At 44.8% G+C, this 12,334-nt stretch carries 16 protein-coding genes and 1 pseudogene; all 17 read right to left on the bottom strand.

Going from position 1 to position 12,334, the window contains the following annotated elements; all coding sequences use genetic code 11:
* Nucleotides 1–30: 30 nt before the first annotated feature.
* The 17 genes and pseudogenes from P8596_RS03565 to P8596_RS03485 all read right to left on the bottom strand — a co-directional run bounded on the left by P8596_RS03565 (nt 31) and on the right by P8596_RS03485 (nt 12,241).
* A complete protein-coding gene (locus tag P8596_RS03565; protein WP_279725917.1) occupies nt 31–198 on the bottom strand; it encodes a hypothetical protein in 168 nt (55 codons plus the stop codon).
* 19 nt (nt 199–217) lie between these two features.
* Complete coding sequence (locus P8596_RS03560; RefSeq protein WP_279725915.1) at nt 218–754, bottom strand: GNAT family N-acetyltransferase; 537 nt, start codon at nt 752–754, stop codon at nt 218–220.
* A gap of 288 nt (nt 755–1,042) precedes the next feature.
* Nucleotides 1,043–1,645: a hypothetical protein gene (locus P8596_RS03555; protein WP_279725913.1), complete on the bottom strand. Its 603-nt coding sequence runs from the start codon at nt 1,643–1,645 to the stop codon at nt 1,043–1,045.
* 18 nt (nt 1,646–1,663) lie between these two features.
* Complete coding sequence (locus tag P8596_RS03550) at nt 1,664–1,951, bottom strand: TIGR04104 family putative zinc finger protein (RefSeq protein WP_279725911.1); 288 nt, start codon at nt 1,949–1,951, stop codon at nt 1,664–1,666.
* 45 nt (nt 1,952–1,996) lie between these two features.
* Complete coding sequence (locus tag P8596_RS03545; RefSeq protein WP_279725910.1) at nt 1,997–2,614, bottom strand: NUDIX hydrolase; 618 nt, start codon at nt 2,612–2,614, stop codon at nt 1,997–1,999.
* A complete protein-coding gene (locus P8596_RS03540; protein ID WP_279726956.1) occupies nt 2,614–3,204 on the bottom strand; it encodes a GNAT family N-acetyltransferase in 591 nt (196 codons plus the stop codon). Before P8596_RS03540 ends, P8596_RS03545 begins: the two co-directional genes overlap by 1 nt.
* A 42-nt stretch (nt 3,205–3,246) precedes the next feature.
* Nucleotides 3,247–3,639: pseudogene (locus tag P8596_RS03535) on the bottom strand (GNAT family N-acetyltransferase); the annotation flags it as partial.
* Between the two features lie 2 nt (nt 3,640–3,641).
* Nucleotides 3,642–4,430: a class I SAM-dependent methyltransferase gene (locus tag P8596_RS03530; protein ID WP_279725909.1), complete on the bottom strand. Its 789-nt coding sequence runs from the start codon at nt 4,428–4,430 to the stop codon at nt 3,642–3,644.
* 122 nt (nt 4,431–4,552) lie between these two features.
* On the bottom strand, nt 4,553–5,110 hold the full coding sequence (locus tag P8596_RS03525; RefSeq protein WP_279725907.1) for a hypothetical protein: 558 nt from the start codon (nt 5,108–5,110) through the stop codon (nt 4,553–4,555).
* A 110-nt stretch (nt 5,111–5,220) separates the two neighbouring features.
* Nucleotides 5,221–6,993 (bottom strand): M3 family oligoendopeptidase, encoded by a 1,773-nt coding sequence (locus tag P8596_RS03520; protein WP_279725905.1) that lies wholly within the window; start codon nt 6,991–6,993, stop codon nt 5,221–5,223.
* Between the two features lie 79 nt (nt 6,994–7,072).
* Nucleotides 7,073–8,035, bottom strand: a complete 963-nt coding sequence (locus tag P8596_RS03515) for a DUF2268 domain-containing putative Zn-dependent protease (protein WP_279725903.1) — start codon at nt 8,033–8,035, stop codon at nt 7,073–7,075.
* A gap of 125 nt (nt 8,036–8,160) precedes the next feature.
* Nucleotides 8,161–8,604 (bottom strand): cell wall hydrolase, encoded by a 444-nt coding sequence (locus tag P8596_RS03510; protein ID WP_224521324.1) that lies wholly within the window; start codon nt 8,602–8,604, stop codon nt 8,161–8,163.
* A 96-nt stretch (nt 8,605–8,700) separates the two neighbouring features.
* A complete protein-coding gene (locus P8596_RS03505; RefSeq protein ID WP_279725902.1) occupies nt 8,701–9,792 on the bottom strand; it encodes a hypothetical protein in 1,092 nt (363 codons plus the stop codon).
* 22 nt (nt 9,793–9,814) lie between these two features.
* A complete protein-coding gene (locus tag P8596_RS03500; protein ID WP_279725900.1) occupies nt 9,815–10,231 on the bottom strand; it encodes a hypothetical protein in 417 nt (138 codons plus the stop codon).
* Nucleotides 10,224–10,673 (bottom strand): hypothetical protein, encoded by a 450-nt coding sequence (locus P8596_RS03495; protein WP_279725899.1) that lies wholly within the window; start codon nt 10,671–10,673, stop codon nt 10,224–10,226. Before P8596_RS03495 ends, P8596_RS03500 begins: the two co-directional genes overlap by 8 nt.
* 90 nt (nt 10,674–10,763) lie before the next feature.
* On the bottom strand, nt 10,764–11,501 hold the full coding sequence (locus P8596_RS03490) for a hypothetical protein (RefSeq protein WP_279725898.1): 738 nt from the start codon (nt 11,499–11,501) through the stop codon (nt 10,764–10,766).
* The gene (locus P8596_RS03485) at nt 11,498–12,241 is read right to left on the bottom strand and encodes a hypothetical protein (RefSeq protein ID WP_279725896.1); all 744 of its coding nucleotides are present in this window, start codon (nt 12,239–12,241) and stop codon (nt 11,498–11,500) included. Before P8596_RS03485 ends, P8596_RS03490 begins: the two co-directional genes overlap by 4 nt.
* Nucleotides 12,242–12,334: the final 93 nt, after the last annotated feature.

The following is a 12,334-nucleotide window of genomic DNA, read 5'->3' as shown; positions in this document are numbered from 1 at the left end:
GCCATATTTTCATGTCGAAAAGAACCCTACTCAAGTCTTAAAACCTGCTTTTCTCAAAACAAATGCCGACGAAAAATAAACAACCGGCAGCGCCACTAACCAGTACAATATATTTTTCGGCATGATCATATTAAAATAGTAAAAAAACAACGTGATCCAAGTAAGCATCAATACTATCCCAAGTGCCTTTTTCATCATTTATGTAAATACCCCTTCGTTAAAAACTCTTCACTAGCTCCATATCAGCAAAGCGATCTTCTCCATACTCAGCATCACCATAGATTCCATTAATCGTATCAAGCCCAAGCTTTGTCCAGAAACGAATGGCTCCCCAGTTCTTCAACGCGACATTGGCACGAACTTCCTTGAATTCGTGGTGTTTCACGATTTCCAGTAATTCCTCCACCATTTCCTGTCCCAACCCTTGTTTATGATAGTCAGAATCAATCGATAGATAGTTGATATAAAAGGATTCCGCTACAGGGTGACCAAGATAGCTCACAAGCAAACCAATTAAATCTTCGGACTCCTTCATACGGATTACCTGAATCCTAAAGTTTTCTTTCCTTCCCCCCGGTGGCAGGTCCCCCTCCAAAAAACAACGCTTAACAAACCCTTCATCCAACGTTCCGCCATCCCATTGATGGATGTAATTGCCCTTTTCATAGAGAGACTGAACGCTGTGAATCTCCTCATTTCTGAGATCTTCTACTATTAATCTTTTCGTTTTCCATTTAGTTGGAATTCGTTCCATGATTCGTTCCACTCTCCTACTATTCCTCTGAAGCATCCGGATACTGTTCATTAAATTCCCGTATCGATACCTTTCTTATAATCATTAATAAAATGATAGAAATAATGAAACACAATGGCGCCACTATGTCACTGAACTGAAATCGATCATCGCCCCAGGTGTCAAATCCCATAATAAATCCGTTTGCCAAAAAGAAGGTGAAAAATAGATATAACACGATGACTTCCCACGAATATTTAAAGATACTATGCATCCACCAGATAATAAAACCTCCATGCAATCGTCTGCTTAAAGATTGAACGTTACTTCAAGTCCCCTCGGCTTCTTTTTAAAAGGAGTCCCATATTCTTTGAATGTCAAGGTCATGCCGGATAGGTCTTCAGGTAACCTTGGAGTGACAATAAAGTCAAAACTCGTATGTTCCTGCGATCCGCCTCCACCCGTTACCCGGCAATCATAGCCGTTCCCTATCTCCAGGTGCCAGAAGCTGTTTCGGTGAAACCTTTCTCGTTCATAGCTTTCATCATACTCCTTGTCGATGTTCAGGTGGACCACACTGGCATTGGCATATTGCTTAATAAACGGAACGGTATATAAACATTCTTCTGTTTCAACCGCTTGTAAAATGCGTATATATTTTTGAAAATCCTCGGGTTCAATTTGTGGCTTGAAAGCCTCTTCATTTTCCAGCACACCAAAGATAGACCTTAAAAGGTCCTCATACAGATCATACTTTTCTGCCCATTTTGCAATATCTTCGAGTTTTGGATAACCCGGATTTTTATGGGATACTTGTTTTCTTTGTTGTAGCAATGAGCATAGTTCCTCATCGATAGGGAGAAGCTTATCATCATAATATTCCGTTGGTCGTTCGAACGGCATGCGTCTCATTTGATCAACCTCCATCTGTTAGAATAATGGCTCGTCATTACCGGTGACAGTCACGAACCATGGCATCACCAATAAATACCCAACGACCCACATCATGAACAAAGCCATGTAGCCAAGCATGAACGCAAGCACAAATAACACGGGTAACAGCATGGTCATGCCCATCAAAATCCTCTTGGAACGTGAAGTGAAATACAGCCTCTGACCGCAGTGAGAGCACTCCATAGCAGGTCTTTTCACGATCATTAATCTCTTGAAAATGTAAAACCAAGACAAGTTTGTTTTACAATGGATACAGCGTGCCATCAGTCACTCCCCCTCATGGTTATCTGCGGCCTTATATAAACCTGTTCAATCATACACCGCTGCCTTCCCACCATCCCTCAAAAATTCAAACATTATCTTAATCTGCGATTCTGTGTTTCTTCCAACGGACAGCTCCGGCAAATCGTTTTCATCAAAAAATCCGATTCCTTTCGTCTCGACGCCGTTTCTTGCTTCTCCTCCGGTCATACTGCATTGAATGAATATTTTGTAGTAATGGTGTGACTGCGGGGGATGGGGATGTTTGTTCAAGTCGAGCAGTGCGAGTAATTTTACAGGGGTGACATCATATCCTGACTCTTCCCTTATTTCTTTTACGACGTTTTCACTAGGGGACAGGCCGATGTCACAGAATCCGCCTGGCAATGCCCATTTGTCATCGATTTTTTCTTTGACCATCAGGATTTTATCGTCTTTGAAGACGACACCCCTCACGTCCACTTTCGGTGTCTGATAGCCCGATTCGTTCGCGAACAAATCCTCGATTTTCGTCATCTCCAAGCCCGTATGTTCCTGCATGATTTCCGTGCTGATCGCCCTTAATTCTTCATATCTTTCCCTATCATAAACGTTCTTAGAAAAGGCCAGACCCGATTGAGATAATGCCTGTATACGCTTCGCCCATTCCAGCCATTTATCGCTCATTACTGTGCACTCCTTTCGTGTTCCGATTTGTTCAGTTTATAATGAAGATACGGTTCTTCATCAATCGTTACCTGCCCTTGATAAGTAAACCCGCACTTCTCTATGACTTTTATAGATGAATCATTATCTTTGAGAGCTACGGCGTTCAGGAGGTCAACGTTGGTATGAGTAAACAAATACTCAATCAACCCAATAGAGGCTTTGGTTGCATAGCCATTTCCCTGATGTTCAATGGAAATGGCATACATGATCTCCCGGTTCGGTGCAGGCAGTTCTTCCTTTATCCCTGTACAGCACCACCCGATGAACTCCTCTGTATCCTTTCGAAATACCCCCATTTTCAAAAAATGATCCGCCACGTTCCCTGTTTTGTCAGCCGCTTCAAGAAAAGCTTTATTTGCCGGAATTTCATAATGGGTCAACCACTCGACCCTCTGTTCTACTGTTGATTTCCAGTCAGGCAGGAAGTGGAATATTTCTGGTTGGTTGGTGATTCTGTGTATATTGTCGGCATCTTCAATGGAGAATTCCTGTAGATAAATGTCTCCACAATCAATTCTGAAAGGTTTGCGCCCCTCACTGATATCCAAATAATGCGTAGCATTCGGATACCGACCGCCTTTAGTAAAACCGAAAGACGTATAGAAATGATCCGCTTTCTCGGTATCTGTATGGAGGACCAAGACATTGAAAGAGCGTCTGGCATCGAGAATGATTTTCTTTAATAGAAGAGTTCCGATCCCTTCATTCCTGTATTCTTTTTTCACGTAAAACCTTCTTACTCTACCGGTTTCAGTCGAAGATAGATCGACATTCACCCCACCCACCGCTACGAGCTCATTCTCCTCATCATAAATACCGTATAAAGCTTCACCTTGTTTGTTGAAACAATTGGTTCCTGCTCGATAGTCGTTCAGAAGTCTTTCAACAAAGCGGAAACCTTCTTCTTTACTTTCTTGTACTAACGTATTTACCTCATGCTCAAGTAGATTTGTTATCGTAACCACCCTGTATTTTCCCCTCATGATTACCCTTTCCTCCCAATCTTCACCGACAACCTCGACTCCTCTTTAAACACTCCCGACACGCTCATCTCAAGCATCGCCTCTCTCACTTCACGCTCAAATAGCGGTACATCCGACCCAAGGAAACGCTTCGACCCATATGAAGTCGAATAAAGGTTCCCGAGCAGCGACTCGATCGTCCAAGTGATTTCGTATTTAGACAGAGTATGTTTTTCAAGGTTGAACTTAGATTGTGAAATGATGTCTTCGTGAGGGGTGACGGGATGGGTGTAGGTGGAGTTCCCGGCTTTCCGCTCGTTTCCATACCATTTATGTACCAGTTCATTAAATCTTTCTTGCCATGGTTTCAATGTCTTATCGGGCTCGTAGTTGTCTATGACCGCTACCCCGCCACCTGGTGTCACGATGTGAAATAATTCATCCAACACCTTTTCCCGGTCCATCCAGTGAAAGGCTTTGGCGATCGTCACAAGGTGATATGGTTGAGGATGGTTGTATTCTTCCAACGTCCCATTGAACCACTGGATCTCTCCTACCCTCAATTCCTCGTGCAGCCGTTTCGCTTCTTCAATCATTTCCGGCTCCATATCGATCCCGACAATTCTTTTGCACCAATCTGAAAACCGAATGGTCAGATGTCCCGTCCCGCAACCCAAGTCCAGGAGGTTCTGTTCTCCGTTTAATGAGAACTCTTTTACTAGGAATCTGATTAAAGTAGATGGATAGATGGGTCTGTATTTTGCATAATAGGGTGCTGCTCCTTTAAATAATTCTGTGCCGTATGTAGTCATTCTTGTAAACCTCCATCATAAGCTTCCTACCAATTATTTCAAATGGATAGGATGAACTCAATCATTTTTCATAAAAAAAAGAAACTTATCCTGTTTAAAATAAGTTTCTTTTCATTAGCTGATCAGCAGCCAAGAAACCGTATGAACAAACCGCCACGCACCGTCACGATCTGTCGCCCGCAGGCATCGGTGATCACTTGAGGGGCAAATGCAAAGGCACCGATCGTATCAATACAATCCTCTTGGCACATGTCCGTTTTGCAAATCGTCTGGATCACTTGATTGACCGGTACGGAAACGTCGCTTGCAAGTGTACATGGAATATCGCCAATTTGAAGTCCCCCTTCAATCGGCTTCAAGTCCCCCACATTGATATGGAATCTGGCAGTTCCGATCAGACGGACGGCATCTACTTCAATAGGACAGGTCAACGTACCGCCGCATGGGTTTTCCACGGTCCCTTCTACCTCCTGCTTTTCAAGTGTACAAACCAATGCGCTCAAATCAGAACAGGCCGTGAAGCTATCGAACGTCGTGAACCGGAACGTGAATCCATCCGGTACAACAGCGGTTGTACAATAACTTATGGTACGGATACAGCTTTCCTCCTGCTCAATATCCAATTTGTCTACCATTTTTCCTTCTGAATCATAATATATAACCTTGTCTCTTAACATCATTATCCCTCCCTTCTATTCTAGGTATATGAATGTTTAATAGATTCGAAAGGGACAGGTTCCTCATAAGCAAAAAAAAAGGCAATCTCCCGTTTTAGAGATTGCCTTCACACTTAAATATAGTGTTCTGTCTCTTCCAAATACTTTTCAACCGCTTCCTTCAACGGGCGCACAGCCGCCTCCCAGAAGTCCGTCCCTAATTCTTCCTGCAGGAATTCGATGCTCAGCTCGTCCATGGAATGATTCCCCGATCGCGTAAGGAGCTGGTCGTACCGATCCGGGAATGTTTCTTTGTCCTGCTGATAGAGTGAGTAGACTCCGTTGCTGAATAGATAGCCGATCGTGTACGGCAGATTGTAAAAGGCTTTCTCCGTACTGAAGAAGTGGGGGATGGTCATCCAGTTATGAGCAAACACTTCATCCACGGAGTCATGGAACCAGTCCCTTTCTGTTTCTTCCATCAGTTGAACAATGTCTCCTGCTGAAAGCTTCCCGTTCAATCGTTTGTTGTAAAAGGCTGCTTCAAACTCGAACTTGGCCGGGATGAAGGTGGTGTATTTCAGTCCGTTGGTGATTTTCATTTCTAATAGAGATAGCCTGTCTTCCTCTGTTTCCGCCATATCAATCGCCGCATCCAGGACGAGATTTTCCGCGAAAGTCGACGCTGTTTCGGCTAGTCCCGTCCCCACCTTGTGGGAGAAACCAGGCTGTTCATGGAGCAGGGAATTGTGATAGGCATGCCCCAGTTCATGAGCGATGGTGACGACATCGTTGTAGTTGCCCGTAAAAGAAAGCATGACACGGCTTTCCTTCGCATTCGGGAATGAGGCACAGAATGCACCGTGCTGTTTGGAATCTCCAGGCTCGGCGTCAATCCAGCCTTCTTCAAAGGCGGTTTGAGCAAATTGGCCGAGTTTCTCACTGAAGCGACGGAACTGCCCGATCACAATATCTGCCGCTTCCTCATACGTCAAGGTCGTCTTGGACGTGAAGGTCGGGGCATAGATGTCATACCAGCTCAGTTTTTCCATTTGAATCAGTTTGGCTTTTCGTTCAAAAAAACGGTGAAGCAAGGATTTATGCTGATGGAGCGTATCCATCATGGTGTTCACGGACCTTTCACTGATCCGGTTTTGTTCGAACATTTCCTTCAGGGGATTCGTCCATCCTCTCAGCTGGTACAGTTCATTTCGGAAACCCGCAAAATGGTTGAAGATCGAGGCAAACCGGTCTTCGTTCTCACGGCAAACCTTAGAGATGGCTTCACCCATTTCCATCCTCGTCTCCCGGTCATTTGAGAGCATCCCGCGAATATAGGCCATATCAAAAGAAATGTATTCTGTCTTCCCATTATCTGTTACCGGCACTTTCAGGCGGGCGTATTCCTGATCATAATGATCTTCCCACCCGGCAAATCCATCAACGGAAAGGGCATGAATCAACTTCTCCATCTCGGGATCAAGTTGGTCCTTCACCTTTCTTCTCTGTTGCTTCAAGAACCGCTCACTGCCTGCCACTTCCCTGCGTCCGATGAAGGCTTCCCAGTCCTCGTCCGCCATATGGGCAAGACACTGGCTATATCCGAGGAGCAAGGTGTCCATTTTCGCCTGCAGCTGAGTGCTTCTGGCGCTTAGATCCTGCGCTTCCCCGTCCAGAACATTTACTGATAGCAGGCAGATGATATATTCATCCATGTGAAACGCTTTCGTATAAAGGTCCTGCACACGTTTCGTGACGTCAACCGCTTCATCGGGATTCATCCCATGCTTCAATACGGATTGCGTTTCCTCGATATGTAGAAGAATCTCCTGAATTTGATCTTTCACAGGCCCGCTTCCCGGTCGTACATTTCTTAGATTCCATTGTTTATCACGTACTTGGTTCACACTAATCCCCTCCTATTACTCTATTATGATGGTATAAAAAAATGGAAAATTTTACATCAGCCTGAAGTCTGAGTTCGTCTCATTCATAGGCCGTGATTTCCTCAAAGTCGCTTCCTGCTATAATTTCGGCTTCATGCATGCTGGTCCATCGTTCCATCGAGATTTCAGGATGATTCTTCCTGTAGCTTTGGACGATTTCATATCCGATTTTGTAGTTGGCCCATTGGGGAATGCCTTTAGAAGAGTTTCCTGCTCTTAGTTTCTCGTAGGCCTTCATATCATCGGAGTATCTAAGTTCCGTAATCTCAGCTACTACCTTTTCCTTTTCCTCCGGTGTCATCGGTTCTTGCCAAGGGGCCTGGATCTTTGGATAAATGGTATGAGCAAAGGCATCTGCCTTCCCTTCCACCACAACCCCGCCGAGGATGGTCCTGATCGTTCCCCGATTACTTTCTTCCGCCAAGAGATGGTGGTATTCATGAGCGACAGTGTACTTCAACATGTCTTCTTGCATGGATGGTGAAAGTTGCAACACAATGACGTCCTCTGACAAGACAAACCCTGATACACCCCCCATTTGCTCCACTATGAACGTATCCTCTGGGTTCGCTGGAAAAATAATATATTTCTTATCCTTACCCGGAAGTTCTTTAGCTGATTTCATCAATGCTTCTTTTATTATCCCGCTCGTCGTATCTTTGTCCTTTTCCAAATCCTTTATGGATTCTGCAAGCTTGTCCACTTCTGAGGACGGATCAAACGTATATCGCAAGCTGATTTCCTCCATATTGGACTTCTTTTTAAATGGCTCAAACACCTTTTCAATGAACACAGTCTCAATGCTTTTTCCCGTCTTTTCCCGTACGGTGTCTACGTACTCCCGCACTTCATCATACATATAAATGATTTCGAAATTCTGTTCCTCGTGGGAGAAGGTGATAGGCGTTTCCTGTTCCTTCTTATCCACTGGCTCTTTATTGGAGCATCCCACAAACATGAAGCATAATGCCGGTATGAGTAACGCCTTCCCAACCGTCTTCATGTGGTCCATCCCCTCCATTCATTTCCATTTGTACCTAACTATACGTTTCTCATTTGGAAATAGTTTCAAATAGATATGAACAAAAAAAGAACCACCCGATTCTAACCAGGAAGTTCTCACGATCCTCACCCGCCGGTATATACACTTGCACACGTTCCTGCCGCAGGTTCATAGTAACAATGATTTTTGAATTGTCCCGCAAACGGCTGATCATACCATGTAGGGGGACAAGGAGCATAAGGATTGAAATACCAAAGGGCATATTTCGCCGGATGCATGGCCCAATAATCCAGATTCTTTTTGGCCAATTTCTTTTCAACCGATCTTGCTCTGTTATAAAAAAGATTTCCTTTTTGGACCGCTTCAAAGGAGTAATTCCCACCCTGCACCTGAAAAATGACCTGGCGGATGCTCCTAACCTTTTTAAAATCCAAACATTCCGCCTTCGCACGGTTCACGATGACATTGCCCACGTACAGCATCCCCTGTTTCCCTTCGCCTTCCGCTTCCGCTCTCATCATCCTCGCCATCAAGGCTACATCGGCATCGGTGTATTTGACTCTTGGCATTTTACTCACCTCAGAATAGTTTATGAGGAATAACGGGTTTCATGTCAGGAATTATTCGAGAAGGTGCAGTCGGATAAGCTTTCAATGCCATCTTTCTTAAAATTGTTCAAGTTCCTTTAAAAAAAACCCAATCCGCTCTTCTATCTGCGTCTTCGTCCCGTACCGGATCACTTGCTCACGGCTCAAAGATTCCTGCTTCAGAAGCTGATCATGTTCATGGGTCATGGTGACGAGCTTCAAGTACACTTCCACATTCAGATCATTCCATTTCTGCTTCGAACCGTTCACATACCCCTCCACGAAACCTTCTGCACTGGCCTTCAATTGTGGGATCAGGAGATGGTATTGGTTCTTACCATGCCGCTTTGTGTTGTGCAGGGCATGAAACAGTGTCCGGTAGTTGAAGACGTAATTGCCCGCGAGAGAAGTTCCCGTATAGAGAATCGGGAACGGGTCGATCATCCGGACGCCGCTACTAGTGAAGATCATATTCTCAGGCGACGTATCCTGATTCGTCAGGACGATCTTTTCCCGTTCGACGGAGCGGGCGGCAACCAGTTCATCTCCTGTGCTTCTCACTTTTTCCTTATCAAACGAATAAGTGCTTTCAAGAAGTGACTCCCATTCTTCCCGGTATTCATCCGTTTCTTCCCGGATGAACGCACTCAGGTCTCCCTCGTATTGCCCTTTGATTTCTCCTTGTTCCCCGACAGTTATGTATCCGATGCCTCGAATGGGTGAATTCAGATCCTCGAGGGCCAGGAAGAACTCACCTAGTTCCCTTCCATACCGTTTCGATTGGTCCGGGGTCTGTCCGGCAAGCCCGACTGATTTTCCGACATACGTTTCAATCGTATAAGTTAATTCCTCAGAGATGTAGTATTCGTAATGTGCAGGACACATCCCTTTCCCCGTTCTGTTGGCATGCTCATAAAAGGCCTTGGTCCCGGCATAATCCGCCGTCAGCTCGTCCTTGTTGAAGACGACCTCCTTCTCATAGGCGATTCTCTTTGGGATGCGGAGGACGAGCTGTTCTGCCTCGATCAAGTAGGCGTAGTGCCAGGCACCTTCTCCTAATCTGGTGATCTCGGAATCACTTGAAATTTGTTTTATTCCTTCGTTTTTAAGAGCTTGGTTGATGAGTTCTTGTTCTGTAAGTGCTGTGGTTGTTAGAAATGGCTTTAACATTTTTTCTCCTTTTTTCATTTCATTATTTTTTTAGGTCCACCCTCATTTTCAATACTCTCAAATAAGGTTTCATAATTAAAATCAAATTGATCAATGCCAGTGCGAGTGCGATATAACTACTCACATTCGCCAGTACAGCATATTCCTCCGTATAATAAGTGGCTGAACTATGATAACTGAAGTTCATGTAAAACTGAAAAGCCGCTACCGTAGAAAATAGTGCAAATGCGGTGAGGTGAAACGCATTTGCTTTTGCCGTGAATGTTCCCACTAGAATGAGCACTACCGCAGCAACAAATGTTTTCTGCGTAAACATGGCTTCCTCCTGAGTAAAGCTTACCGGGATATCGGAGGTAATCAGAAAACGAAACAAGGAAGCACATACCCATAAGGCCACTCCAAGTGCGAATAATGAAAAACCGATGATGTTTCTACTCAAGCTTGATTCCCTCCTTTTGATGGTCTTCCGTACTCAAACTCATGAAATTCAACACCAATACATAAAAAGGAAAAGTGACAAACGCCCCGATCATCACTAAACCCGCTGCAGGATTAGGAGCATCTCCCCCATATGTTGTCGGAAAGAATGTGGCGATAATATACGTAAATAGCAGAAAATACGGAAACCAAAGAACCGCCGTCCAATAGCTCGCCCTCCGCCCTTCCATCCACTTCCCTGTTAGAAAGTAGAGGAAGACCGTTCCCATCAGAAGAATTGTGACAATCAGGAATCCACTCGCATTCATCACCGTTTTCATTTCCCAGCCCGTCAGCCTCGTCAACCGGTGACCATTCACCATCAGCTCAACCGGAACAAGGATCATCAGGGCATGAAGCAAACGACCACATTTATTTTGAAAAAATAGTTCATTTCGAATCACCTGTATCCTTATACCAATTATTCCAAATCTAAACAATATTCTCAACCTAAAAAGAGGAATGACCCTGATATGGATCATCCCTCTTTTTTCTCAAAACTCGCCCTGTTCAATCTGATACTGGTCAAGCAGCTGCATATGTTGCTCACGAACATTCCCTTTGTAGTAACTTGAGTTGTTAATACTGTTTTTCCATTTGACTTCCTTGTTATTCTCACCAAGTGGGATCCAGCCGAACCGGGAGTGTATGCCCATATTGATGTTATCCCCGAAGAGTGGGTCAGGAGCATCACTACCATCTGATAAAGTCAATGCGTCTCCCCATTCTCCCGGAACCTTCATTGCCCCATAGGAGTTGCCTGTCAAAGAGGCTTCAGTCTTCATCAAGATACCAGGAACATAATGCTGTTGGTCTCCGCTACTCGAGTAACCCCTCTCCCTCGTGAAATAATACTGCAATGTTTGAATGTCACTGCCGGGGTTGATGTTCCAGACGATATGGAAGCTAGACGGATCACTCCCATCGAGCATCCATACCTTTGGCTCCCCGTCGGTCCGGATGCTAATTACCTTCCAGCCGGTCAGATGTCTCTCCCAATAGCTAACACCATATTGCTCTTTATCTGAAATGAAAGGTGCGACCCCGTGACCATCATCGAGCTTCAGAAAATCCTGCATTTCAACCGCTTGTGCATTGTGGAGGGAGGAATTAATCTGTGACAGTATTTCTTCATTTTTCGGACGTGAATCTGTTTTCTCTACATACAGCCAATAGAAGGCAAATACCCCAAAGAAAAGGACTCCCCCAGCCAGGATGCTTCTCTTCTTCATCGTTTTGCCTCCTTCAGCACCGTTTCAGGGAAGTGGTAATAATACTGAGTCTTTCGAGTTGAGATGAGGATCCCTTTCCCGTCCTGTTCCACATAGATATCCGGCTCGAGACCGCTTCCCCACTTCGGCTTGGTGCCGACCAACTGAAACGGAAAGCGTTCGTGATTCGAATAACGGCCGCCTGCTTCATCAAACCATTGCCAACTTTCAAATTCGACCTGCTTCACCTCAGAAAGCTGCTTCTTCAGTTCCTCCTGATCCAAGGTCCGTCCCTCACCAGATGGATGGATGACATTGACGGAAGCTTCTTTGGTGCCTGATATGTAGGTGGATAGATGGTTTTCTGGATAGATAAGGGATTGGACCGGGATGGTGAGCAGGGTTCCTGCCAGGAAGATGAAGTTGGCCAGGAACCCGATCCAGGCAAACCGGCGATAGGTATCCCAGCGCTCCTCTTTTCGATTAAGAATAGCGTATAGGATCCATACACCGAGCGGCAGGATTGGAATTTTTACAAAGGTATGAAACCATTCCATGTTAATGGTAAAGGAAAACAAGCCGACAAAAATGGCAAGGATTACTTTCCACACCTTTGGCTTTGCCGAAAGCTTTTTATATGATCTAAATGCAAGATAGCCAATGAGCGCCCATTCTATGATGGACATCAAGGTGGACACGATGCTAAATGAATAATCGATATGGACGATGATCTCCCCCTCCTCTATTTCTATAAGAATCATACGCCAACCCATTTTACCATCTATACCCATATGATGGTCTACCCCATTTTACATAAAAAAAGAATGACCATCCAACGATGATCATTCCTTCCG

Origin of the sequence: Rossellomorea sp. DA94 (assembly GCF_029834455.1) — a bacterium.
In the GTDB taxonomy this organism is placed as follows: domain Bacteria; phylum Bacillota; class Bacilli; order Bacillales; family Bacillaceae_B; genus Rossellomorea; species Rossellomorea vietnamensis.
This window is presented reverse-complemented; position numbering and strand designations above follow the sequence as displayed.

Excerpts from the sequence above, each read along its gene's own strand:
- P8596_RS03510 (WP_224521324.1), bottom strand. The coding sequence starts at position 8,604 with ATGCCAAGAGTCAAATACACCGATGCCGATGTAGCCTTGATGGCGAGG.
- P8596_RS03485 (WP_279725896.1), bottom strand. The coding sequence starts at position 12,241 with ATGATTCTTATAGAAATAGAGGAGGGGGAGATCATCGTCCATATCGAT.
- P8596_RS03545 (WP_279725910.1), bottom strand. The coding sequence starts at position 2,614 with ATGAGCGATAAATGGCTGGAATGGGCGAAGCGTATACAGGCATTATCT.
- P8596_RS03490 (WP_279725898.1), bottom strand. The coding sequence starts at position 11,501 with ATGAAGAAGAGAAGCATCCTGGCTGGGGGAGTCCTTTTCTTTGGGGTA.
- P8596_RS03555 (WP_279725913.1), bottom strand. The coding sequence starts at position 1,645 with ATGAGACGCATGCCGTTCGAACGACCAACGGAATATTATGATGATAAG.
- P8596_RS03530 (WP_279725909.1), bottom strand. The coding sequence starts at position 4,430 with ATGACTACATACGGCACAGAATTATTTAAAGGAGCAGCACCCTATTAT.
- P8596_RS03560 (WP_279725915.1), bottom strand. The coding sequence starts at position 754 with ATGGAACGAATTCCAACTAAATGGAAAACGAAAAGATTAATAGTAGAA.
- P8596_RS03550 (WP_279725911.1), bottom strand. The coding sequence starts at position 1,951 with ATGGCACGCTGTATCCATTGTAAAACAAACTTGTCTTGGTTTTACATT.
- P8596_RS03515 (WP_279725903.1), bottom strand. The coding sequence starts at position 8,035 with ATGAAGACGGTTGGGAAGGCGTTACTCATACCGGCATTATGCTTCATG.
- P8596_RS03565 (WP_279725917.1), bottom strand. The coding sequence starts at position 198 with ATGATGAAAAAGGCACTTGGGATAGTATTGATGCTTACTTGGATCACG.
- P8596_RS03505 (WP_279725902.1), bottom strand. The coding sequence starts at position 9,792 with ATGTTAAAGCCATTTCTAACAACCACAGCACTTACAGAACAAGAACTC.
- P8596_RS03525 (WP_279725907.1), bottom strand. The coding sequence starts at position 5,110 with ATGATGTTAAGAGACAAGGTTATATATTATGATTCAGAAGGAAAAATG.